This window comes from Limnobacter sp., assembly GCF_043511195.1.
In the GTDB taxonomy this organism is placed as follows: Bacteria; Pseudomonadota; Gammaproteobacteria; order Burkholderiales; family Burkholderiaceae_B; genus Limnobacter.
Window position 1 is genome coordinate 1,318,759 of sequence record NZ_CP121330.1, and the last position, 22,894, is coordinate 1,341,652.

At 53.2% G+C, this 22,894-nt stretch carries 15 protein-coding genes; 8 read left to right on the plus strand and 7 right to left on the minus strand.

Going from position 1 to position 22,894, the window contains the following annotated elements; all coding sequences use genetic code 11:
• Window positions 1–42 precede the first annotated feature (42 nt).
• The 3 genes from uvrA to P0D43_RS06385 are packed head-to-tail and all read left to right on the plus strand — an operon-like array spanning window position 43 to window position 9,902.
• Window positions 43–5,673: an excinuclease ABC subunit UvrA gene (gene uvrA / locus P0D43_RS06375; RefSeq protein WP_394673539.1), complete on the plus strand. Its 5,631-nt coding sequence runs from the start codon at window positions 43–45 to the stop codon at window positions 5,671–5,673.
• 47 nt (window positions 5,674–5,720) lie between these two features.
• Window positions 5,721–6,224, plus strand: a complete 504-nt coding sequence (locus P0D43_RS06380; RefSeq protein WP_341236524.1) for a hypothetical protein — start codon at window positions 5,721–5,723, stop codon at window positions 6,222–6,224.
• A gap of 24 nt (window positions 6,225–6,248) precedes the next feature.
• Window positions 6,249–9,902, plus strand: a complete 3,654-nt coding sequence (locus tag P0D43_RS06385) for a hypothetical protein (protein ID WP_394673540.1) — start codon at window positions 6,249–6,251, stop codon at window positions 9,900–9,902.
• 60 nt (window positions 9,903–9,962) lie between these two features.
• Here the strand turns inward: P0D43_RS06385 and plsY are convergent, their stop codons facing one another.
• Both plsY and xerD read right to left on the minus strand, forming a co-directional pair.
• Complete coding sequence (gene plsY / locus P0D43_RS06390) at window positions 9,963–10,571, minus strand: glycerol-3-phosphate 1-O-acyltransferase PlsY (RefSeq protein ID WP_159572697.1); 609 nt, start codon at window positions 10,569–10,571, stop codon at window positions 9,963–9,965.
• Between the two features lie 35 nt (window positions 10,572–10,606).
• Window positions 10,607–11,506 (minus strand): site-specific tyrosine recombinase XerD, encoded by a 900-nt coding sequence (gene xerD / locus P0D43_RS06395; protein ID WP_159572699.1) that lies wholly within the window; start codon window positions 11,504–11,506, stop codon window positions 10,607–10,609.
• A 67-nt stretch (window positions 11,507–11,573) separates the two neighbouring features.
• Here xerD and pdxH point away from each other — a divergent pair, with 67 nt between their 5' ends.
• The 4 genes from pdxH to P0D43_RS06415 are packed head-to-tail and all read left to right on the plus strand — an operon-like array spanning window position 11,574 to window position 14,444.
• Window positions 11,574–12,209, plus strand: a complete 636-nt coding sequence (pdxH, locus tag P0D43_RS06400) for a pyridoxamine 5'-phosphate oxidase (protein ID WP_394673541.1) — start codon at window positions 11,574–11,576, stop codon at window positions 12,207–12,209.
• 18 nt (window positions 12,210–12,227) lie between these two features.
• The gene (locus tag P0D43_RS06405) at window positions 12,228–12,851 is read left to right on the plus strand and encodes an ANTAR domain-containing response regulator (protein WP_394673542.1); all 624 of its coding nucleotides are present in this window, start codon (window positions 12,228–12,230) and stop codon (window positions 12,849–12,851) included.
• Window positions 12,851–13,837 carry a CmpA/NrtA family ABC transporter substrate-binding protein gene (locus P0D43_RS06410; RefSeq protein ID WP_394673543.1) on the plus strand — a complete coding sequence of 329 codons (987 nt, stop codon included), beginning with the start codon at window positions 12,851–12,853 and terminating at the stop codon, window positions 13,835–13,837. The genes P0D43_RS06405 and P0D43_RS06410 overlap by 1 nt, the downstream gene beginning before the upstream one ends.
• Before the next feature lie 13 nt (window positions 13,838–13,850).
• Window positions 13,851–14,444: a M48 family metalloprotease gene (locus P0D43_RS06415; protein WP_394673544.1), complete on the plus strand. Its 594-nt coding sequence runs from the start codon at window positions 13,851–13,853 to the stop codon at window positions 14,442–14,444.
• 14 nt (window positions 14,445–14,458) lie between these two features.
• Here P0D43_RS06415 and P0D43_RS06420 read toward each other — a convergent pair whose 3' ends face one another.
• The 5 genes from P0D43_RS06420 to tsaD all read right to left on the minus strand — a co-directional run bounded on the left by P0D43_RS06420 (window position 14,459) and on the right by tsaD (window position 20,644).
• Entirely contained in the window at window positions 14,459–14,911 is a 453-nt protein-coding gene (locus P0D43_RS06420) for a hypothetical protein (protein ID WP_394673545.1), read from the minus strand.
• A gap of 77 nt (window positions 14,912–14,988) precedes the next feature.
• A complete protein-coding gene (glcF, locus tag P0D43_RS06425; RefSeq protein WP_341236518.1) occupies window positions 14,989–16,239 on the minus strand; it encodes a glycolate oxidase subunit GlcF in 1,251 nt (416 codons plus the stop codon).
• A 9-nt stretch (window positions 16,240–16,248) separates the two neighbouring features.
• A complete protein-coding gene (gene glcE / locus P0D43_RS06430; protein ID WP_341236517.1) occupies window positions 16,249–17,325 on the minus strand; it encodes a glycolate oxidase subunit GlcE in 1,077 nt (358 codons plus the stop codon).
• 12 nt (window positions 17,326–17,337) lie between these two features.
• Entirely contained in the window at window positions 17,338–18,828 is a 1,491-nt protein-coding gene (locus tag P0D43_RS06435) for an FAD-linked oxidase C-terminal domain-containing protein (protein WP_394673546.1), read from the minus strand.
• A 739-nt stretch (window positions 18,829–19,567) separates the two neighbouring features.
• A complete protein-coding gene (gene tsaD / locus P0D43_RS06440) occupies window positions 19,568–20,644 on the minus strand; it encodes a tRNA (adenosine(37)-N6)-threonylcarbamoyltransferase complex transferase subunit TsaD (protein WP_341237502.1) in 1,077 nt (358 codons plus the stop codon).
• Between the two features lie 116 nt (window positions 20,645–20,760).
• Between tsaD and P0D43_RS06445 the strand changes: the two genes are divergently transcribed.
• Entirely contained in the window at window positions 20,761–22,653 is a 1,893-nt protein-coding gene (locus tag P0D43_RS06445) for a CocE/NonD family hydrolase (RefSeq protein ID WP_394673547.1), read from the plus strand.
• Window positions 22,654–22,894 lie beyond the last annotated feature (241 nt).

Here is a 22,894-nt window from a genome sequence, read left to right on the forward strand (position 1 = left end):
CAATCAAAGTCATGTAGCAACTGGTTTACCTGCAGGCACCCCATGACTAGCAAATCAAAAAAAGATCAAAATTCTCAATACCTAGGTAACGTAATTCGCATCAAGGGTGCCCGCCAGCACAACCTGAAAAATGTCGACATCGACATTAAAACTGGTGAAATCACAGTGTTCACCGGTGTGTCGGGTAGCGGTAAAAGTTCGCTGGTGTTCGACACCCTGTACGCCGAGGGTCAGCGCCGCTACGTTGAAACCTTCTCGCCTTACGCGCGTCAGTTTCTGGACCGCATGGACAAACCCGATGTAGACAGCATTGAAGGCGTGCTGCCTGCCATTGCAATTGATCAGGCCAACCCCGTGCGCACCTCCCGCAGCACCGTGGGCACGATGACTGAAATCAACGACCACCTGAAGTTGATTTATGCCCGCGCCGCTCACCTGCATTGCCGCCAGTGTGGCCAGTGGGTGCGTGAAGACACCGTGGCCACCATCAAGCAATCGATACTGGACAAAGCGGCTGCCCAAAACGACCCGCGCCTAGTGGTTACCTTCCCGGTGCGTGTGCCTGCAAAATTCACAAACCAGGAAATTGAAGACTTTTTAAGCGCGCAGGGCTACACCCGAATTCACCGTGAAACGCCGATTAAAAAAGGCCGCAGCGTGGTGGAAAAACTGCTGGATGTGGTGCAAGACCGCTTCCGTGTGGCTGGGGTTGAGGAAAGCCGTTTTAGCGACGCTGTGGCAAGTGCTTTGCACCGGGGCAAGGGCAAGGTGAATGTGTTTACCCTGCATGAAGAAGACGGTGCGGAACAGGAGCCTTGGCGCTATTCCGAAGGCCTGCATTGCGCCACCTGCGATCTGGATTATTCAAGCCCACTGCCCAGCCATTTCAGCTTCAACACCCCCCTGGGAGCCTGCGACACCTGCCGTGGATTTGGAAGGGTGATTGGTATTGATTACGGCTTGGTGATCCCCGATGAAAACAAATCGCTGGAAGAGGGCGCCGTAAAACCCTGGACCACGGAAAGCTTCAAAAGCTGCCAGAAAGATTTGGTGAAGTTCGCCAAGAAGCGCGGCCTAGCCACGGACATTGCCTACAAGCACCTGCCCGAAGAACACAAGTCGTGGGTAATAGAAGGTGATGCAAATTTTGACGGCAATTGGGACGGCCACTTGTTCTATGGCGTGGCCCGTTATTTTGAATGGCTTGAAAGCCGCACCTACAAAATGCACGTGCGGGTCATGCTTTCCAAATACCGCAGTTACACACCCTGCGGCGATTGCAATGGCGCACGTTTAAAACCCGATTCCCTGTTGTGGAAATTGCCCAGCGAAACAGCAAAGTACAGCATTCATGAAATCATGCAAATGCCGCTGCTGAAAGTGGCGCAGCTGTTTAAAAACCTGCAACTGCCCGGCGCGTTGGACGAAGCCAGCGATTTGGTGTTGCAAGAAATTCGCACGCGCTTGGGCTTCTTGATTCAAGTGGGTTTGGGTTATTTAACTTTGGACCGGCAAAGCAGAACGCTCAGTGGCGGTGAAGTACAGCGAATCAACTTGACCACTGCGCTGGGCAGTTCATTGGTGAACACCTTGTTTGTGCTGGATGAGCCCTCGGTTGGCCTGCACCCCCGCGACATTGCACGCGTGGCCCAAGCCATGCAGCGCTTGAAAGACGCGGGCAATACTTTGGTTGTTGTTGAACACGACCCGCAGTTGATGAATCAGGCTGACCGGCTGGTGGACATTGGCCCCGGCCCCGGCGAGGCGGGGGGCAACATTGTGTTTGATGGTGCGCCTGCAACAATCGATAAATCAAACTCGCTCACAGCGCGCTACCTGAAAGGCGAGCTGAAAGTGGTGGACAAAATCAAGCCGCTCGGCGACTCGAAAGAACACATTGTGCTGACCGGTGTGCGCGCCAACAATCTGCAGAACATTGATTTCAAATTGCCATTGAACAGGCTGGTGGTGCTCACGGGTGTGTCTGGTTCAGGCAAAAGCACTTTGGTGCAAGACGTGCTGGTTCCTGCGATTAAAAAAATCAAGGGCGAGCCCACTGAAGCACCCGGTGAGTTTGATTCTTTGGACGGTGTTGAGCACATTGCGCAACTGGCCTTTGTGGATCAAAGCCCGATTGGCAAAACCACGCGAAGCAACCCGGCCAGTTATGTGGGCGCATTTGATGAACTGCGCAAACTGTTTTCCAAAACAAAAATTGCAGTAGAACGCGATTACAAGCCGGGTTTTTTCAGTTTCAACAGTGGCGATGGCCGCTGCCCCATGTGCGGTGGCAATGGCTTTGAACACGTTGAAATGCAGTTTCTCAGCGATGTGTATTTGCGTTGCGGTGAATGCAATGGCACACGCTATCGCCCGGAAGCGCTGGAAGTAACACTGGAGCGCAAAGGCCAGGTGTTGAACATGGCGCAAGTGCTGGAATTAACGGTAGACCAAGCACTGGATTTGTTCGACAAAGACGCTGCCTTGATGAAGGCGTTGCAACCCCTTGCCCAAGTGGGTTTGAATTATTTACGCCTTGGCCAACCTGTGCCCACCCTCAGTGGTGGTGAAGCACAACGCCTGAAACTGGCTGGTTTTCTGGCCAATTTGAAACCTACCGCAAGTGGCCAGAAAGTGGCCAAGCGCGGCGACTTGTTTGTGTTTGATGAACCCACCACGGGCCTGCATTTTGATGGCGTGGCCAAGTTGATGCGTTCACTGCGTTTGTTACAAGAAGCCGGGCACAGCGTGCTGATTGTGGAGCACAACCTGGACGTAATTTGTGCAGCCGACTGGCTGATTGACCTGGGCCCCGAAGCGGGTGAATACGGTGGTGAACTGGTGGCCCAAGGCACGCCAGAGCAACTTGCAAAAAACAAGGTTAGCCACACGGGTATTGCAATCAAGCAGTACCTTGCGCAAACAAATTTGCTGCATGCAGCTGACTTGAATAAAGGCAGTAACGATCATTTGGTGGCTGAAGCAGCGGCACTGTATGGTTTGAACGCAGCAGTCAGCAGGCGCGGGCAGACCGACGGCATTGAAATTCTGCATGCGCGCGAGCATAACCTGAAGAATGTCAGCCTGACCATTCCACGCGAAAAGATGACTGTGATCACCGGGCCTTCGGGCAGCGGAAAGTCCACACTGGCTTTCGACATTTTGTTTTCTGAAGGTCAGCGCCGTTACCTTGAAAGTTTGAATGCTTACGCGCGCCAGTTTGTGCAACCTGCTGCCAAGCCCGATGTAGATGCTATTTTTGGTATTCCACCCACAGTGGCCATTGAGCAGCGCACCAGCCGTGGCGGTCGAAAAAGTACGGTGGCTACAGTAACCGAGGTGTATCACTTCCTGCGCCTTATGTTTGTGAAGCTGGGTATTCAGCATTGCCCCACTTGCGAAGTGCCCATTGCCCCGCAAAGCATGGACAGCATGTTGGCGCAAATCATGCAGCACTACAAAGGGCAGGAAATTACTTTGCTTGCACCGCTGGTGCAGGGGCGCAAGGGTATTTACAACGAAATTGCAAAATGGGCAGTTGATCGCGGCTATGAGCGCCTGCGGGTGGACGGGGAATATGTGCCCACCAACCCATGGCCCAAGCTGGCCCGTTATCAGGAACACCACATTGAATTGCCAGTAAAAATCTTGAGCATTCAAGCCAAGGGCGAGAAAGAATTGCGTGAGGTGTTGGCACTTGCCCTTGAATACGGCAAAGGCACGGTGATGGTGGAGGCACCCGGCAAGAAAGGTGATTCCCTGTCCATCCGTTTTTATTCCACCAAACGTGCTTGCCCCAGTTGCGCACGCAGCTTCCCGGAACTGGACCCACGACTGTTCAGCTACAACAGTAAACACGGTTGGTGTGCCAGCTGCTTTGGGGTGGGCGAGGAAGTGGAAGGCTTCGATGCGGAAACCACCGGCGAAGAAGGCAAGTGGCTTTCCGAACAAGACAAAAGTGCGGAGGAGAATGATGAGGGAACTTACCTTCGCGAAAGCATGGTGTGTGGCTCATGCAATGGCCAACGCCTAAACCCCACCGCATTGGCCGTGAAATTCAAGAACAGCAATATTGCCGAATTGGCCGACCAAACCGTAAGCGATGCCTTGAAGTGGGTGGATCAACTTGAGCTGGACGAACGTGAAACCGCAATTGCGAAAGACATTCGGATTGAAATGGCGGGTCGTTTGAAGTTTCTGAAACAGGTTGGGCTGGATTACCTGCACCTGAACCGCAGTGCACCCACCTTGAGTGGCGGCGAGGCGCAGCGCATTCGTTTGGCTTCGCAACTGGGTACCAACCTGCGCGGTGTGTGTTACGTGCTGGATGAACCCACCATTGGCCTGCACACCCGTGACAATCACCGCCTGCTGGACGCGCTAGAAGAACTGCGCGCCAAGGGCAATACTTTGGTCATTGTTGAACACGACATTGACACCATGAACCGTGCAGACCGCTTGGTGGACATTGGCCCCGGCGCAGGCAAGCTGGGTGGTGAAATTATTTCCCAGGGCACCGTGGCTGAAGTGACTGCCGATAAGAATTCGCTGACAGGGCGCTATTTGAAAAGCCCGATTCCGCATCTTGCAAACCCGAAGCGACCCGTTGATCAAGACACTGCACGGCTAAAAATCAAGGGCGCGAAACTTCACAACATCACCGGCTTGAATGTGGACATTCCACTGGGCCGTTTGGTAGCCATTACCGGTGTTTCCGGCAGTGGCAAATCCACTTTGGCCCGCGATATTCTGCTGGCCAATATGCGCCAATATGTGTTGAATCAAAACAAGAAAGGCAAGCCTGTTCACAACTGGTTTGCTTGTGAATCGATTGAAGGCGCTGAACAAGTGGCGCGTGTGCTGGAAGTAGACCAAACCCCGATTGGTAAAACACCGCGCAGTTGCCCAGCCACGTACATCGGTTTCTGGAACCGCATACGCAATGTGCTGGCCGACACCATTGAGGCCCGCATGCGTGGCTTTGCAGCCAACCGCTTCAGTTTCAATGCCGGGCCAGGCCGCTGCCCGGTGTGCGATGGCCAAGGCATGCAAACCATTGAAATGAACTTCCTGCCTGATGTGAAAGTGGTGTGCGAAGCCTGCCGCGGCAAACGCTTCAACCCTGAAACATTGCAGGTAACCTGGCGCGACAAAACCGCTGCTGAAATTTTGAACATGAGTTGTTCAGAAGCCGCTCCATTCTTTGAGGCCCACCCGGCCATAGCGCAGGCGCTGAATTTGTTGAACGATGTGGGTTTGGGTTACCTGACCATCGGCCAACCCAGCCCAACCTTGAGTGGCGGCGAGGCACAGCGTATCAAACTGGTAACCGAACTGGTGAAGGTGCGCGAAAACAAGGCGGGTGTGCAAATGAGCCCACCCACTTTGTATGTGCTGGATGAGCCCACGGTTGGTTTGCACATGAACGATGTGGAAAAGCTGATCGCTGTGTTGCACCGTTTGGTAGATGCAGGCCACACCGTGGTGGTGATTGAACACGACCTGGATTTGATTGCACAAGCGGATTGGGTAATCGACATGGGCCCGGAAGCGGGTATCGGCGGTGGGCAGCTTGTGGCACAGGGCAGCCCACAGGACATGGCCAAAGCCAAGGGAAAGAAGGCTGGCCACACTACCGTAGCCCTGGCGCAGTTTTATACCAATAGAACCTGAATTTCACCAATTGCCGGAGGAACTTTCTGGCCGCATTTGTTCCTTAAATGAAAGGGGATTTTTCCCCTGTCGTTTTGCTAAGAGTTGAGCAAGGGGAATATATGCCGGACAGTCTCTCCGGAGTTGGGAGTTCAGAATCCTTCACTCCTCAAGATATTGTTGCGCAAAGCGCTGCTGGTCTGCCTGTAAGCGGCAGGTCTGCGAGCGATGCTGGCATCTCGAAAGCTGCACTGGCCATTTGGAACAAGCTCAGTGCAGATCTTGTAAAAAATCCTGAGGCAAACTGGAATCAAGCACTGAGTACGGCCGAAGAACTTGCACGCTCTGTTTGCGGCCAAGACCTTGCTGCAGATTTGCAAGCAGATTTGCTCGGCAATTTCAAATTACTTGAGCAAACCTTGAGTGGCCTGAAAATTATGCCCACTGATGATCACCCAGACCCCGTCTCCTACATCAAGAACAGGCTTTTGGTATTGAAGCTCAATATCGTCACTGATTCTGAGGATCTCCGAAAACTCCAAAGCCTCAAAACTCCAACCGAATTAACTTGAACTGAACCATCGGAGTACTTCGTCATGACCAATTCAACGACTATATCCACACCTGTGACCACTCGAGGTACTGGCTCAGGTTCTTCCGCGACACCCCACAAAGACACTTCAATTTCACCCGTTATTACGTCAGGTTTGGCTGCAACTCAGCGCAATGCCGATTTTGGAAAAGCGCCAGTTGAGCAACCCCACGTCATCGATTTGATGAAAGATTGCTACTTGGTGAATGGTACGGAAGAGATCAGTGATGCCTTGAACTTATTGATTGATAACTTGGCCAGAAAAGTAGAAGCAGGTGGTGGGCAGCATGCCGATGAAATTAAATCATTGGTCGTTCAGGCACTCAAGAAAACGTATGTAGCCACGCGCGGCACTGCATCCCCATCAGCAACACCAACCTCCACCACAACTTCGACCGCTTCAGCAACTTCATCGTCTGTGACACCCACGGAATCGCCCAAGGCATCACCCAAGGCCACCGGTCTGTGGGGGCTATTGGGGAATTTGTTTGGTGGCCCCTCCAAAGAAACTAAGATTCTCAACAGCTTGCAACAAGTTGCGGTTCATGAAGGGGTGCCGGAAAAACTCATTCAATACAAAAAAGAACTAGAGTCGACAAAGCGCCAAGCATTGTTGGAACAACAAATTGGTGAAGCAACCGCCAATATTGAATCGCTGCCCGATCTGGATACACTTCAGAATGCACTGGTTCATACAGAGTCCAGTGTCAAAGTGCTGGTGAAAATAGCATCGTCGGAAAAGAAAAGTCTTGTTGATAACCTGCGAAAAACTGACCTGACCAATCGGGAGCAGGATAAATCCGTCGCAGACCGACGCATTCAGCACTCAACCATTGAGGCTTTTGCCGCTGGCAGAAAGCCTGAGTCTTCCACTGAAGCATCTGTGCACCCCGAAAAGTCATCGGTGCGAAAAATTGAAACCCACTGGTCGAACAGGGTGCGGGATCAGAAAGCCAAGCATGAGGCTGCTGTTCCCGGTTTCAAAAAACTACAGTCTCAATTGGCTGCATCAGTAAACAACATCGTGATACCTGTACTGGAGCCCCAGGCCGAGCTGAACGCCGCCAAGCTGAATGCCCTTGCTGAAAGGGTGAATGCGTTTGAGAAGCTGGAGAAGGAAAAACTGCCAGATCTGGAGTCAAAGCGAAACGATGCAAAAAAAACAGGTGATGTTAAAGAACTCGAATCACTGCTAGGCCAAACCACAGCATGCGAAAAGAATATCAAGACGATTGAAAACCAGAAACTGAAAATTGCTCAACTTCAGCGCACGGTATCGGCGGCAGGTGTTGACTTGATCGCCATCCGGGAATTGAATTTTCAGTTTGGAATTGCGCGTAATAAAGCCAACGTACTGCCTTTTAATCTAGACATGCTTGGAAACGGAGTTGAGTCGCCATCGGTCAACGATGGATTCAGCTTGAATCAGGCTTTGGAATATGGGCGTTCCGGAAGGAGCAATGACGTGATTTCCAGGTCGGTTGCTGTGCGAACTCACCTGGCAGAGTTTGGTTCCGACTTTAATGCGTATGAACACTCAAAAGATCCGGCAGTCGACACGGTGCGTGGCGACCGACGTTCATTCCTCAGTGAACTGGGGGGTACTTTGCGTGCGGCGGGTAGTGAGCGTACAAACAAGATGCTCGATTTTCTCAGCACCAAAGAAGGCAGAAAATACATTCATCGACTGTCGGCTTGTAATGTAACAGCCGCAGGTTTTAATGCAGAAACCTTGCAGCTTGATGCGCCGTCTTTGGCCTACAAGGTTGAATCTGGATTCAGCCCACTCAAGAAGTTCATGGTTGGCCGTGCCGGAGTGTATGCGCGAGACCCCGGGGAATATGTGGGTAAGCGCTTGTCATTTTTAAGTCATTTGTCGACCATCCTGCAGAAAGAGATATTCAGGGAAGGACAGCCAGTAACCCTCGAGCATGTCGTTATTACGCCCCAGCATGCGGTTGAGGCCTCTTCATTGATTCTTGCCGCATTACCCAATGATTTGTTGGTCGGCAACCATGTTGAGGTGACTCGTTTCATGAAATCGCTGAAACAATTTGAAGGCGAGATTCAGCGCTCAGAAAAAAACGAACAGCCAGTCAGTGCCGAGAAGCAACTTTTATTCAAACAGGTGTTGATTGAGTTTCACAACAACGCGGCTTCGTGGGTTGCGAGAAGAGAAGCTGGAGGTGCTGACAAATCGATTTCGGTGGCAAGGAATAACTCAGCGGAAATTGCAGCGAATGGACGCAAAGGTATCTTCCGCAGGGCTTCAACCTCTGTGGGGCATTTTATTAATCTCGCTGGTGGTACTGCAATTCGAGAGGGTTGGTCGTCACTGCAAAATTATTTGTCGAACATTAGTCAGAAGGAGCTCCTGCGTCAGCAGTTTGATCGACCAGAAAACCTTGTACTTATTGCGGATTTGAAGCGTCAGTTGCAGCCACTGACCCAGTCGAAAAACATGACCGATGTGAGTAATGCGCAGGCCCTGATCAAATACCTGGGTGGCAAAAGTTTGACTGTTGAAATGAAGGGCGAATTGAGCCCTCAGCTCAAGAGAATTCTTGTTTCTACAGGTGACTTCTTGAACACGGCCTGGGAACCCCTTTCCAAGGGACGATCAATGCCGAATGTGATTGGGCTGTCTTCGGTCCAGACCAACAGCATTCCGAATTACGCAACAACACACTTGAGTAAATTTGCGGTGAACACGTCTGCTGAAGCACCGCTTAAACCTGTGGTGCCTTCTTCGGCACCTTTGGTTCTCACTGCTTCAGCACCCCCAGTGGGTGCGCCGCCAGTAGCGTCGAGCAATCAATGGATTTCTAATCTGTGGGGCGGTGTTCTTAACGAGGGCTCAAAAAACCCGACCCAACAACTGACCGAGTTGAAGACTGAGTATCAAGAAGCTTTTCTAGTCAATTATCCAGAGGGAAGTTCTGCCTTCTCGGATCAACAGGTAAAGGCTTATTTTAAAGATCTTGAGTCATTGAATGAAATCGCTGTATTTGCAAATCGGAATGTCAACGACATTCCAGCGCCGATCTTGGAGAAGATGAAGGAGCTAGCGCCGACTTTACTGAATATTAGAAGAGGCGCTGCATTACAAAACCAACTTACACCGCTTGGCGCACGCACACTTCAAAATGTTTCTGGTGACAAAGCAAGGTGCTGGCTTCGGTCGTCGTGGGGGGCTGCTGTAAATGCGCTCTCCAAAGACGAATTCATGGCAAGGGTTGGGTTGGTGGCTCAGTCCATGAACGATGAGTTGGGTTCGCGCAATTTAACTTCCACTGAAATTGGTCAAATCTACGACCAAATCAAGGCGGATCCACTAAACGGTTTACAGACCAAACCAGATCTCGAGTACAAGCAGCGAGCCCTGATGATTTCATTAATGGATCGGGCAGATGGCAGCTGGAAGAAGGGCAATACGCTGGCAACGCTGAATCAACTGAAGAACGGTGAAAATCCGCAAACAGAGGGTGATTTTGGGGTTCTGTTTTTCAAGGCCTTGAAACTTCCATTGATCATTCACAATGGAAGTGACACGGTGCCAGATTTGTATTTGCCGGACAATTACAAAGTGGAGCAACACGGTCACCCGGATACTTGGCCTACCTTGCGATACGATGGGACAGGCGATAAAGGCCACTAGCAGTTTTACGAGAAAGCAGCCGTGGCTTAAGCATTCTGATCAAGAAAGCAACATTGGCGCTTAACTTTTCTTTTGACCAATTTTGCTTTCTTTGCCTGCAATCAAGTTTGCAATATTCTGTTTGTGCCGGTAAATCAGCAGTGCCGACATAATGGTAATTGCTGCCGCTTGTCCGTTAATACCGAACAGCAGCACGTTGTAAAACACGGCAAACAGCGCGGCAATGAGCGCAGCCAGCGATGAATAACGGAAAAAGTAAGCAATCACGACCCAGGTCACTGCGGTGGCCAGACCCAGTATCCAGTTCAGGCCAAGCAGTACACCCAGTGCGGTGGCAACGCCTTTGCCGCCTTCAAACTTGAAGAAAATCGGGTACAAATGGCCGATGAAAGCGGCCAGGCCTATCCAGGCAATGTCGGTGCGGCTGTAGCCCAACTGGTCTTGAAAGTGAAAGGCCAGTGCAACGGCCGCAGTGCCTTTTAGTGCATCCCCAAGCAAAGTAAGAACAGCAGCTTTTTTGTTGCCACTGCGCAGCACGTTGGTGGCGCCGGGGTTTTTGGAGCCATAAGTGCGGGGGTCGGCCAAGCCAACGAATTTGGAAACAACCACTGCGAACGAAATAGAACCAATCAGGTAGGCGATTAGCAGGCCTGCGGCGAAATTAAGCAAAGGTGTCTCCTTGTTATTGGGCTTTGGCGTCGATTTTAGCGACTTTTTGAGCGTGGGTGGCTTTGATTCAGCAAGGTGTGCAGGTGTTCTTTGGCCACATGGGTATAAATTTGCGTCGTTCCAATGTCGGCATGCCCCAAGAGCAGTTGCACCACTCGCAAGTCCGCGCCATGGTTAATCAAATGCGTGGCAAAGGCATGGCGCAACACATGCGGGCTTACCGGGGTTTCAATGCCTGCCTGCAAGGCGAGCCGCTTGATATTTTTCCAGAAACCTTGGCGGGTCATGGGGGTGCCAAAATGGGTTACAAACAAAAAATCACTGGTTTTGCCCTTCAACAATTCACCGCGAGCCTGCTGCAGGTAAAGCTGAATCGCCAACCTTGCGGGTTCGCCCATGGGTACCAAGCGTTCCTTGTTGCCTTTGCCCAGCACCTTCACCGCGCCAACATTCAGGTCAACGGCTCGCAGGGGCATGTTCACCAGTTCACTCACGCGCAGGCCGCTGGCGTACATGAATTCAAGCATGGCTTTGTCGCGCTGCCCTGCGGCATGGCTTAAATCGGGTGCAGCCAGCAGGTTCAGTACTTGTTGTTCGCTCAATGTTTTTGGTATGCGCAGGCCACGTTTCGCGCTTTGTAACTGCGCGCACGGGTTGTCCTCGCGTTGTTTGCTGGTGATTAGCCACAGGTAAAAACGTTTGTAGCTGCTTAGTTTTCGGTTCAGGCTGCTGGGCTTCAATTCCAGCAAATCGTGTACATGGTTTCGGATGTGTTCGCTGCTGACCTGCAGCAGGTTTTCAGCAAATTGTTCTTCAAGCCAGTTGCCCAGTTGCTGCAAGTCGCTGCGGTAGGCCTGTAGCGTGGCTTTGGCCAATCCTTCTTCAAGCCACAAAGTGGTGCAGAATTCGTCAATCAGATCGGCATTGCTCTTCATTGTGGTGCTGGCAGCATGTGAAAATAAAGGTCATCATACCTTTAGCAGCACCAAGGAGTTCCGTTTTATGTCAATCGCAGATCTTCGAAAAGATTACACCCAAGCCACGCTGAATGAGGCCGATGCCTTGGCCGATCCATTCGACTTCTTCAAGCTTTGGTTTGATCAAGCATTGAATGCAGATTTGCCCGAGCCCAACGCCATGACACTGGCCACAGTGAATGCCAAGGGAAGGCCATCGGCGCGTATCGTGTTGATCAAGGGGCTGGATGCGCGTGGCATTACTTTTTTCACCAATTACGAAAGCCGAAAAGGCCAGGAGTTGGCGCAGAATCCACATGCCGCAATTCTGTTTCACTGGACTGAACTGGAGCGGCAAGTGCGAATCGAGGGCCGGATTGAGAAGTGCAGCCCTGACGAGTCTGATGCGTATTATCTCTCGCGACCAGCGGGTAGTCGCCTGGGTGCGTGGGCTTCGCCTCAAAGCCAGGTAATCAACTCTCGAGAAGTGCTTGAAGCGCGAGTCAAGCAGGCCCAGGAAGAACAACAGGGCGACCCGCAAACCCGGCCTCCATTTTGGGGCGGTTACCGTCTCGTACCCGATTTTTTTGAGTTCTGGCAAGGGCGGCCGTCGCGACTTCACGATCGCCTGGCTTACACCTTGCAAGGTGATTCTTGGGCAATGTCCCGATTGGCCCCTTGAGGATGAGTACACCCATTCATGGAAAAGAGTAAACCCGGCAAAGCCGCCACACCGCCACTGAAAGTACTGCTGGTTGACGAAGAACCGGGCCGTGCCGCCATACTGGAACGCGCCTTGCTAGATGCTGGTTATGTGTTGGTGTCCCGCCTTAGTTCAGCCGATCGGTTGGCTGAACACGTGGCGGTGTCTCAACCCGACATCGTGATTGTGGACATCGACTCACCCGATCGCGATTGCCTGGAAAACATGGCGGTTTTTTCGCGAAGCAATCCCAAGCCTGTGATCATGTTTTCTGATGAAGACAATGAGGACACGATCGCCAGTGCGATCAAGGCTGGTGTAAGTGCCTACGTGGCCGATGGCATGAACCCGGATCGGGTTCGCCCCATTGTGCAGGTGGCCGTGGCGCGTTTTCGTGAATTTCAGGCGTTGAGAAACGAGTTGCAGAAAACCCGTGATCAGCTGGCGGACCGCAAGTTGATTGACAAAGCCAAAGGCCTGTTGATGAAGCACCGCAAATTCAATGAAGACGAGGCCTACCACGCCATGCGAAAGCTTGCCATGGAGCGCAACCAGCGCCTGGTAGACACAGCCCGCAATGTGATTGAGGTGTTTGAAATGTTGGGCGGAGGTGGTTTGTAATGCAACAGGAAATTCGCATTGGTGTAATCGCCTTGACTGACTCAGCTCCATTTGTCGTGGCCCAGAAAATGGGTTTTTTCGAGGCCGAACATTTGTCTGTAGAGCTGGTCAGGCAGCCATCCTGGGCCACGCTGCGCGACAAGCTGGCCTATGGTGAAATTGATGCCGCTCACATGCTCTCGCCCATGGCGATCGCCTTGCAACTGGGTTTGGGGGGCTCTCCCAAAAAAGACGTATTGGCACCGCTGGTGTTGAATCGAAGCGGCAATGCCATCACGGTTAGCAAGCCTTTGGCCGCGTTGATTGCCGGGCTTGTTGAAGGTGAAACGCTGGGTTCAAAATTGCGTGCAGCAAAATCTCGGGAGGAACGTTCCATGGTGTTTGGCACGGTGTTTCCGTTTTCCATGCACACTTTGCAGCTTCGCCGCTGGTTGCGTTCGAATGATGTGGATCCCGATCAGGATGTACGTTTTGAAGTGGTCCCGCCGGTTCGCATGGTGGCCTCGCTTCAAGCTGGTTTGATCGATGCATTTTGTGTGGGCGAACCCTATAACTCCCTGGCGGTGAATGAGGGACTTGGCACCATTGTGGCCACATCGAACAGTTTGTGGCCCAAAGCCCCTGAAAAAGTATTGGGCTGCACGCGCGCCTGGGCGTCTGAGAACCCTGTTGCCCTGAGTGGCTTGATCAAGGCGCTTCGGCACGCCTGCAATTGGCTTGAAGGCGGGGTCGAGAATCGAAGCAAAGCAGCGGGTTGGCTGTCTACTTCGGATTACGTGAATTTACCCGGCTCTGTGCTTGAAATGGCTTTGTTGGCCACCATCAAAGGCGGAGCCGATCCGTTTATTCAGTTTGACGGTGCCGAGTTGACCGAAGACCAGCGCCCGATGTTCGAGTCGCTCGTGGTTGAAACCCTTGCATTAACAAACGCTCGTCCTTCGGACGCTATTCAGTTCGACAGTGGCTTGAGACCCTTCGGTTTTTAGTTCGGAGAGAAGTATGTGGGGCGCACATGTGAGACTTTTGCGATTCGCCTGGATTGCACATTTGGGTTTTCTGCTTTTTTATTCTGGCGTGCAGGCGGCCACACGCACTGACATCGATCATGCAATTGTGCAGTTGGGCAAAGCAGTGCCCAATATGAAACTTGAAGTTGAGCTGACGAAAACATGGAGCCGGGCCTATGTGTCGGATCGCATCGAGGGTGCCTTGCTGACCATGGACCCCGATTTTTTGAATCGCTTAACGCCCGATGGTGTGTTGTTCGTGATTGCCCATGAGTACGCGCATGTGCACTTGGAGCATCAGAAAAAGCTGGGCATGAAAGCCATGGAATTGGCTGGTATGCCAACTCCCGACATGGCCTTTGATGCGATTGAGCGCAACCCGGCCACCATGGAAAAGCTGCACGCCATGAATCGCCAGTTTGAATTGGATGCTGACGAGGCAGCCACCAAATGGCTGGCCAGCTTGAACATTGTTGCCTGCACCGAGGATGTGCTGCGCAGTATCGACGGTGCCGACATGATGATGCCGGTGGTGCCTTCACACCCCGGTTATTACAGTCGCAGACAGGTCATTTGTCGAAAGTAATGCAGAGCGCTTGCTTAAGAGATGAACTTGCCGGGATCTAGATTCAATGATTTCGCAATGGCTTCAAACTGTGATTTGTCTTCTGGGCGAATGTAGCTGCCAACCATGTTTGAATCGACGTTCTGAAAGCCGCGGTCCCCACGCGCTACATGTTCCAGCAAGGTCCATGCACACAAGCCTTGTTGCCTGTTATTCAAAAGCCCTGGGTTTTGAATTTGCTGATTGACCAGGTAAGTTGACAGCGCTTTCCGTGTCTCGACCCGAATCATCGGGATGTCTCGGTCGATTGCATTGCAGCGGAAAATAATTTCCCGAGCCTGTTCGTTTCTTAGTGTATCGCTCGCGATTGCCAGCGTGGCTTTTTTTGCAGGCCGGGCTTGTTCTTCAAGGCTGACCTGGCTTAATGCCCTGGTTAATGAACTGGTTGGGCGGGTTGCGCCAACGGGGGTGGTGGTGTCGATAGTCATGGCTTTGGATGCGTTGAAATGAAAAGGACCACTTAGTGAATATGTGGCCCTTTCAGTTCCATGCCTTGACAAATTACTTAAACCGCTTGCGCAACCCACTCTACCCAGTGGCGAACATCCACTGTTGCATCGCTTTCCAAATGGCCCAAACAACCAATGTTGGCTGATGCAATGGCCTGCGGCTTGCCCGCCATCAGGTTGGCCAGCTTGCGCTTTTTCAATTCTTTCGACAACTCAGGTTGCAGCACCGAATAAGTACCGGCTGAGCCACAACACAGGTGTGAATCGGCCACAGGTGTTAATTTAAAGCCCAGGGTGGTCAGCACGTTTTCAATTACGCCCTTGATTTGTTGGCCATGCTGCAAGGTACAAGGTGGATGAAAGGCAATGCTGCCAGGGATGCGCTGCTGCTCGATGGCGGCTTTCACCTTGGTGCCCAAGCGCGCTAGCCCGTCTGCATTTTGTTGGGTGATGAACTCGCCAATGTCCAGGGTTTTCTCGCTGACCAGTTTGGCCTTTTCCGCGTACTCTGGATCGTTTTCAAAATAGTGGGCGTATTCACGAACTGTGACGCCGCAGCCTGATGCATTCATCACCAAGGCCTCGGCCTCGCCGCTTTGCAGCAAGTTGTACCAAGCGTCGATGTTGGTTTTCATTTGAACCAAACCGCCAAGGTGGTCGTTCAAGTGAAACTTCACGGCGCCACAACAACCCGATTCCTGTATCACCATGCTTTGAATGTCCAATGCATCGAGAATCACGGATGTTGCAGAATCAATCGACGGCATCATGGCAGGCTGTACACAGCCTTTCAGCAAGATCACTTTGCGTGTGTGTGCTGTGTTGGCAAAGGGCAGGGTGGGGCGTTTGGCCGGCACTTTTTTCTTGATGCTTTCCGGCAGCATGCCACGCACCGCTTTGCCCATGGCCATGCCCGCTGTAAACATGGGGCGGTTGGTCATCAGCATTTTCAGGCTTTCACGTGTCAGCTTTTCAGCCATGGGGCGCTCAACACGCTCATCCACAATTTTGCGGCCAATGTCGATCAACTGGCCGTACTTCACACCGGAAGGACAGGTGGTTTCGCAATTGCGGCAGGTTAAGCAGCGGTCCAGGTGTTGCTGGGTTTTGCGCGTCACTTGCTTGCCTTCCAAGACCTGTTTGATCAAGTAAATGCGGCCACGCGGGCTGTCCAGTTCATCGCCCAGAATTTGGTAGGTGGGGCAGGTGGCCGTGCAAAAACCGCAATGTACGCATTTGCGCAGAATTGCATCGGCGGCTTTGCCATCGGGGGTGTCTTTGATCCAGTCGGCGAGTTGGGTATCCATGCGTTCTACTTACAAAATGGGTGACAGGCGGTTGATGCTGAACACACCAGCCGGGTCGAATTGTTCTTTCAGGCGGCGTTGCAGTTTCAGCATGACCGCATCAGGTTGCTGGAATGCGTGCACGCGCGCGGCGTCGTTGCCTGTGCGGTACAGGGTGGCGTGGCCACCCACGCGTTTGGCGGTGGCGCGAATTTGCTCGGCCGTTACGCCAGCATCGGCACGAAGCCAGCGCAGCCCGCTGCCCCATTCGTGCACACTTTGACCATGCATGGCCAAATCAACGGTGGTGGGCGGCACTGCCATGCGCCACAAATCGCCTTCGGCTTTGAAGAATGCATGTTGCTGGTCGCGCACGCTGGTCCAGAAGGCTTGCGCCTGCTGGCTTTCCATTTCCTGCCCGCCCATGTTTTTGGTGGCGGCCTGTACTGCTGCGCTGGCACCGCGCAGGCGAACTGTCAGCTTGCCGTTGTCGAAAAACGTGGCAGAAATTGGAAGGGGTTTCGATAGCCATTCATTGCTTTGAGCAATCGCTTTGTTCACATCCATGTCGAACTGCAGTGTGGCTTCGGCGGGCGCAACCGGCATGACTTTGATCGACAATTCGGTTGCAATACCAAGCGTGCCCATGCTGCCAGGAATTACCCGGGCCACGTCATAGCCCGCCACGTTTTTCATGACCACACCGCCAAAGTGTAGCAGTTGACCTTTGCCATCGAGCAGGGTGCAACCCAGCACATAATCTTTCACGCCACCTTTACTCAGGCGTGCGGGTCCGGCAAGGCCGCTGACAATCGCGCCGCCAATGGTGCCCTTGGCACCCAGCCTGGGTGGTTCAAATGCCAGTTCCTGCTTTTCAGCAGCAAGGGCAGCTTCCACTTCAGCCAAGGCAGTGCCCGGCTTCACCGTGATCACCAGTTCCGTGGGTTCATATTCCACAATGCCGGCCCATTGGCGCATGTCCACTTCCTCGCCTTGCAGGGGGCCACCGTAAAAATTCTTGGTGCCGCCGCCCAACGGGCGAAGTTGTGTCTTGTTGCGGGCAGCCAGTTCAACCTGTTTGCACAGGTCATCGATAAAGTCGCTCATGATCTCGTTCTTTTAAAAGCGGGGAAGGTCTGCGAAAGGCACCTGGCCGCCATGCACATGCATGCGACCATATTCCGCGCAACGGTGCAGCGTTGGAATGGCTTTGCCGGGGTTGAGCAAACCGGGTTCGTCGAAGGCTTTCTTCACCGCGAAAAATGCATCCAGTTCAGCACGCGAAAACTGCACGCACATCTGGTTGATTTTCTCGATGCCCACGCCATGTTCACCGGTCACTGTGCCACCCACTTCCACGCACAGTTCCAGAATTTCTGCGCCGAAATCTTCAGCACGTTTAATTTCTTCAGGCTTGTTCGCATCGAATAAAATCAGTGGGTGCAAATTGCCGTCGCCTGCATGAAATACGTTGGCGCAGCGCATGTCGTATTTCTTTTCCATCTCGGTGATGGCGTTCAAGACTTTGGCCAAACTGCGGCGGGGAATGGTGCCGTCCATGCAGTAGTAGTCGGGCGACACGCGGCCAGCAGCCGGAAATGCATTCTTGCGGCCAGCCCAGAATTTCAGGCGTTCGGCTTCGCTTTGCGACACCTTGATGGCTGTGGCACCGCAGCCGTTCAGCACGCGGGTCATTTCCGCAATTTCTTCGGCCACTTCTTCGGGTGTGCCATCGCTTTCCAGCAACAAAATGGCCTCTGCTTCGGTGTCGTAACCAGCTTTTACAAAGGGCTCCACCATTTGGCTGGCGCGCTTGTCCATCATTTCAAGCCCGGCCGGGATAATGCCCGCGGCGATCACGGCTGCCACTGCATTGCCTGCATTGGCCACGTCGTCGAAGCTGGCCATAATCACCTGCGCCAAAGCGGGCTTGGGTACCAGCTTCACGGTCACTTCTGTAACCACAGCCAGCATGCCTTCGGAGCCGATCACCAGGTTCATCAACTCAAGTCCGGGGGCATCGGGTGCCTCGGAGCCGAATTCAACCACTTCACCTTCAATGGTAATGGCGCGAACTTTCAGCACGTTGTGCACCGTGAGGCCGTACTTCAGGCAGTGCACGCCACCGCTGTTTTCGGCCACATTGCCGCCAATGGTGCAGGCAATTTGGCTGGAAGGGTCGGGCGCATAGTACAACTGGTGCTGGGCCACGGCCTCGGAAATGGCCAGGTTGCGCACGCCGGGTTGCACCACTGCACTACGAGATTGCACATCTACTTTTAGAATTTTGTTGAACTTGGCCATACCCAGCAAAATGCCGTGCTTGTGGGGCTGTGCACCGCCGGACAAACCGGTGCCCGCACCGCGTGCCACAACCGGTACGTTTAGTCTGTTGGCCAGCTTCAGGATTTCGATAACCTGTTCTTCGGTGTCGGGCAAGGCCACCACCATGGGCAACTGGCGAAACAGGCTTAAGCCGTCGCATTCATAGGGTTTGGTGTCTTCTCCCTCGTGCAACACAGCGTGGGCGGGCAGAATCTGGTTCAAGCCCGCGATCACTTCCGCGCGTTGGGCGGCATTCAGTACAAAGTCTTCAGTGGGCGCATTCATAGGGGTACCTCTTTGACAGCTTTCAAGCATACTCAATTATTGTATGAATGGTAATTGGTGCTTGCCCGAAGCAGTTTTGCTTGTTAGTCAAAAGTGAATTGCCGGTTTGTTTTGCCAACTCGGCATGGGTTACTTGTGCAGCACTTGAATGGCGACTTTTGATCTGAACTTGAAGGGTCGCCGCTGCAGTTTCTGCCAACTCGACGCGGGTTACTTGTGCCGCACTGAAAACCGCTTGATCCCTTTCCGAATTTATTCTAGCTCACCGAGCTCGGCAAAAGGGCGGGCCGAGTCTCGGTGTCGGCTTGAAGCCGAACGCTGCGACTAAACTCAAACGGGGCGGTTTTCTTCAAGTGCGCCCCAAGCAATCCCACTGCCGAGTTGGCTCAAACCCGCAGAGTGCGACCACTTGCAGGTTCAGCTCCGAGTCACCACTGGCTTAACAGCCCAATCGGCGGCGGTGTTTCGATCGCCTCGCCTTCAAGAAAACCTGCCCGTTTGAATTCAACCGCCACGGTCGGCCATTGGCCGGCACCGAGACTCGGCCCGCTCTTTTGCCGAGCGAGGTGAGTCAGGGTGAATCTCAAAAAGGGAAATACAGGTTTTCAGGCGAGAGATTGAAACCCAAGCCGATCGGGCAGCTAACCGGCAGGCGAGAGATTGGAACCCAAGCCGATCGGGCTGTGAACAAGCTAACTGAGTTATCTACACCAGCAAATGAGCAAAAGCCTATCTCGTGCTAGCTGGCGGACGTTGCCAATTCGCATCGCGGCCGCGTCACCATGCCGTACTCCCGCTTTTCCAGCAGTGCGGGGTTCTCAGCCAATTGCATGGCGCCTGCAAAGGCAATCATTGCCCCGTTGTCGGTGCAAAGGCTCAGCTCGGGGAAGTAAACTTCCACTCCACGCTTGCGCGCTGCTTTCACCAACTGTTCTCGCAACAATTTGTTTGCGCCCACACCACCGGCAACAACCAATCGTTTGTGATCTTGCTGTAAGCAGGCCGCCAATGCTTTCTTGACCAGCGTTTCAACAATCGCAGCTTGAAAACTGGCAGCCAGGTCGGCTTTGTCGGTGTCGCTGATCACCATGGTTTCAGAAGGTTGCTTAACACCGGCCAATTTCATGGCGGTGGTGAGCACGGCGGTTTTCAAACCAGAAAAGCTGAACATGTAATCGCCGCTGTGCAACATGGGGCGGGGCAACTTGAATCGCTCGGGATTGCCGTTTTCTGCCAGTTTCGACAAGGCTGGGCCGCCAGGGTAGGGCAGGCCGATCATTTTTGCGGTTTTGTCAAAGGCCTCGCCAGCGGCATCATCCAATGTTTCGCCAAGCAGGGAATAACGGCCCAACCCTTCAACACCCATTAATTGAGTGTGCCCGCCACTAACAAGCAAAGCAGTAAAGGGGAAGGCTGGTGGGTTGGCAGAAAGCAAAGGCGATAGCAAATGCCCTTCCAGGTGGTGCACGGGAATCACAGGCAAACTGAGACCCATCGCAAGGCTGTATGCAAATGCGCAACCCGCCATCAGGGCGCCCGGCAACCCGGGGCCAGTGGTTACGGCAATTGCGTCCACTTCTTGCAGGGTAATGCCAGCCTGGGCAAAGGTTTCGTCCATCAAGGGAATCAAACGACGAATGTGATCTCGAGAGGCCAGTTCTGGCACCACGCCGCCGTAATCGGTGTGCATTGCAATTTGAGAATACAAGGCTTGCCCTAGAATGCGCCCCTCGGTGGTGCACAGTGCCACACCGGTTTCGTCACAGGAACTTTCAAAACCAAGCACAATTTTGGGAGGGTTTGCAACGGAAGTCACTTCAGGCAGCCAGAACAAATTTAACGCCCCATTTTAGCGTGGCTTCGTTAAGTAATTGAATCTGAAAGGCTTCAAGTGCGAGTAATAGTCAAAACATTTCAAATCGGAGACACTTCATGTTGATCGGAGTCACCAGAGTACTGGGACCCCTGCTGTTGGCGGTTGGGCTTGCGGGTTGTCTGTCGGAAACCGACCCGACAATGGTCGGCAATTCGGGCTCCAGCGGCGGCGGTGGCGTGGGTCCATCTGAAACCGAAATGCCACTGCGGGTGAAAAACCAGCAAATGGCCACGGGCCACGCGGCGCGTGTTGAGCAGGTGGTCATTCCCGCTTTTGATGGCACTGACTTGGCATTGACTGTCTATTTTCCTGAATTGGATGCCGGTGAGGCGACCCCTTTGTTGCTGCACTCCCATGGCTTTGGAGGCACCCGTGCCGCCACGCTTGATTTTGACGAAGCCGCGCAAACATCTGAAATTGGTGTTGACACCCTGCAGGTGGCTTACAACGAAAAACAGCCTGTGGCTGGCCGGGCCGGTTGGTATGTAATTTCCTATGATCAGCGCGGCCACGGCGAAACCGGTGGCAATGTCACAATTCTTGATCCTGATTTCGAAGGCAAAGACTTCAAAACCATCCTTGACTGGGCAGAAGCCAATTTGCCCAACCTGGGCTACCGCAGCAAAGCCGGTGCAATGAACCCAGTGGTGGGCACCATTGGCCGCAGCTATGGTGGAGCGTTTCAATTAATTGGCACCGGGCTTGATTCCCGCATTGATGCCATGGTGCCCAATGGCACCTGGTACGACCTGCGTTACAGCCTGAACCCCGGCGGCGTGCCCAAAACCACCTACCTGAACGGATTGGTGGCGGGGGGCTTGGAAAGCAACCGCGGGCGTTACGACCCCTTCCTGTTTCAGGGGCTTGTCGAGGCCAATACCACGGGCGTGGTTTCCGACGAAATTGTGAAACGATTGGGCTCGCAAGGTTCTATCTCCTATTGCGATTTGTCGGCCAACCTGCCCAGGGGCATGACGCTGAAAACCGATGTGCCCGCGTTTTTTATTCAAGGTGCTACCGATGTGTTGTTCAACCTGAATGAAGCGATTCAAAACTTTGAGTGTTATCGCAAGGTGAATGCAGACGCAAAATTGTTGTTCGTCAAATACGGGCACCTGCTCAATGCCTTGGGCGTTCAGCAAGACCCCAACGCGGCGCTGGAAGGCACCGGTGCCAAATACGCCTTCAATGAAAGCCTGATCTGGCTGAAGACCGCACAAAACTCATGCCCCGCAGCCAATTGGGATGCGCCAACAGGCCGCTGTGTTCTTCCGCTAAAAAACATGATGTTCCAGTTTCTGGCCCAACATTTGGTGGGCAGCAGGCAAGCCCGTTCGCAGAATTATCTGGGTTTCGACCCAATACCATTGCCTGAAATCGCATCGGTGCTTGAAGACAGCAGAAACGATCCCACTGCAATTGAAGTGAAGTCCAATTCATCGAACCGACCCAAGCTAGAAGGTGTGCGTGCAGCTTCAGCGTTCAGTACGCCCACGCAGGTGATAGCGGGTGTGGCGGGCCTGTTTACAGGTTTAACCTCCACACAGGCGGCTCAACTTGCGCAGCCTGTTTATGTGGAACTGAACAATGCCAACGAGAAAGGCTGTTTTGTAGGCACGCCCAAAGCCACCGTGAAAGTGGAGCCTGTTGGCCCAGCTTCGCCCGAGTCGCCCATTGTTTACGTGGGGATTGGACTGAAACGCGCCGATGGCACGCAAACCGTGTTGCACGATCAGGTCACGCCCTTGAAGGGGTATGGCGAGAAAGCCATTGATCTGCCCGGCATTTCTGTTCAGCTCAAGGAAGGGGATTCACTCACCCTGACTATTCAGGGCTACAACCCAGTGTTTGTCAGCAGCTTTAACCGCTTGCCAGTACCCGTTACCGTCAGCGCCAGCGTGGCCTTGCCCAATCGGGTTCAAGATCCTACAGGCTTCTGCGCCCTGTAATCAAACAGCGCACCGTTCTACGCAGAATGGTGCGCTGCACTAGTTGGGTGCCAGCCGCCCAGCCCAATTTCATCCCATTTCAATAAAAACAGCCTCTTTGTGGTGCAAAACCATGTCGAAATGGCTGGCACGACCCTTGCATTGATACGGGTGTAGGTCGTCAACGGCGGCGATCTGCAGGTGGATTGACAGGTCTCCCACGGTTGCGCAAGTGGCCAAGGGAGTTGGACAACGGCGTCCG

Coding starts and splice junctions, on each gene's coding strand:
- xerD (WP_159572699.1), bottom strand. CDS start 11,506: ATGAAGAGCAATGCCGATCTGATTGACGAATTCTGCACCACTTTGTGG.
- glcF (WP_341236518.1), bottom strand. CDS start 16,239: ATGGATACCCAACTCGCCGACTGGATCAAAGACACCCCCGATGGCAAA.
- P0D43_RS06380 (WP_341236524.1), top strand. CDS start 5,721: ATGAAAGGGGATTTTTCCCCTGTCGTTTTGCTAAGAGTTGAGCAAGGG.
- uvrA (WP_394673539.1), top strand. CDS start 43: ATGACTAGCAAATCAAAAAAAGATCAAAATTCTCAATACCTAGGTAAC.
- pdxH (WP_394673541.1), top strand. CDS start 11,574: ATGTCAATCGCAGATCTTCGAAAAGATTACACCCAAGCCACGCTGAAT.
- P0D43_RS06415 (WP_394673544.1), top strand. CDS start 13,851: ATGTGGGGCGCACATGTGAGACTTTTGCGATTCGCCTGGATTGCACAT.
- P0D43_RS06410 (WP_394673543.1), top strand. CDS start 12,851: ATGCAACAGGAAATTCGCATTGGTGTAATCGCCTTGACTGACTCAGCT.
- P0D43_RS06445 (WP_394673547.1), top strand. CDS start 20,761: ATGTTGATCGGAGTCACCAGAGTACTGGGACCCCTGCTGTTGGCGGTT.
- glcE (WP_341236517.1), bottom strand. CDS start 17,325: ATGAGCGACTTTATCGATGACCTGTGCAAACAGGTTGAACTGGCTGCC.
- P0D43_RS06405 (WP_394673542.1), top strand. CDS start 12,228: ATGGAAAAGAGTAAACCCGGCAAAGCCGCCACACCGCCACTGAAAGTA.
- P0D43_RS06385 (WP_394673540.1), top strand. CDS start 6,249: ATGACCAATTCAACGACTATATCCACACCTGTGACCACTCGAGGTACT.
- P0D43_RS06420 (WP_394673545.1), bottom strand. CDS start 14,911: ATGACTATCGACACCACCACCCCCGTTGGCGCAACCCGCCCAACCAGT.
- P0D43_RS06435 (WP_394673546.1), bottom strand. CDS start 18,828: ATGAATGCGCCCACTGAAGACTTTGTACTGAATGCCGCCCAACGCGCG.